The organism is Paenibacillus glucanolyticus NBRC 15330 (assembly GCF_004000885.1).
Classification (GTDB): domain Bacteria; phylum Bacillota; class Bacilli; order Paenibacillales; family Paenibacillaceae; genus Paenibacillus_AQ; species Paenibacillus_AQ glucanolyticus.
This window is the reverse complement of record NZ_BIMC01000046.1, coordinates 1-978: the sequence shown is the minus strand read 5'-3', so window position 1 is coordinate 978 and position 978 is coordinate 1. Positions and strand designations below refer to the sequence as shown.

Genomic DNA, 978 nt, shown 5'->3' with positions numbered 1-978 from the left:
AGTCCCGATGCCTTCGATAACCTCACCTTAGTCGATGGTTCGGTCACTGGGGGCAAAATCGCAACGGCTACTATTACTGGAGAGCATATTGCCGAGGGCTCCCTATCCGGCAGCCAAATCGCGGGCGGTTCCTTGACTGGTTATCAAATTGCTGATGGCTCCATTGAAAGCCGCCATCTCGGCCCTGATGCCTTCGATAACCTAACCTTAGTCGACGGTTCGGTCACTGGGGACAAAATTGCAGAGGCTTCTATTACTGGAGAGCATATCGCTGTTGGCTCCATAGCCAGCCAACATCTGGGTCCCGATGCCTTCGACAACTTCACCTTATACGAGGGCTCGATTTCGGGAGAGCATATTGCTGATGGCTCCCTTACCGGCACTCAAATCGCTGATGGTTCCATTGAAAGCCGCCATCTTGGCCCTGATGCCTTCGACAACTTCACCTTAGTCGATGGTTCGATCACTGGGGACAAAATCGCAGAGGCTTCTATTACTGGAGAGCATATTGCCGAGGGCTCCCTGACAGGTAATAAAATTGCCGATAGTTCCATTGAAAGCCGCCATCTCGGCCCTGATGCCTTCGACCACTTCACATTAGTCGATGGTTCGGTCACTGGGGACAAAATTGCGGCGGCTTCTATTACTGGAGAGCATATCGCTGATGGCTCCATCGCCAGCCAACATCTGGGTCCCGATGCCTTCGACAACTTCACCTTAGTCGATGGTTCGATCACTGGGGACAAAATTGCGGAGGCTTCTATTACTGGAGAGCATATCGCTGATGGCTCCATCGCCAGCCAACATCTGGGTCCCGATGCCTTCAACAACTTCACATTAGTCGATGGTTCAATCACTGGGGACAAAATTGCGGCGGCTTCCATCACTGGGGCAAATATTGTCGATGGCTCCCTATACGGCATCCAGATTGCCGATGGTTCTCTTACCGGCACTCATATAGCTGATGGCTCCCTTACC

At 52.2% G+C, this 978-nt stretch carries 1 pseudogene; it reads left to right on the top strand.

Features of this window, described 5'->3' with window-relative positions:
• Positions 1 to 978: pseudogene (locus PGL02S_RS28465) on the top strand (hypothetical protein); the annotation flags it as partial.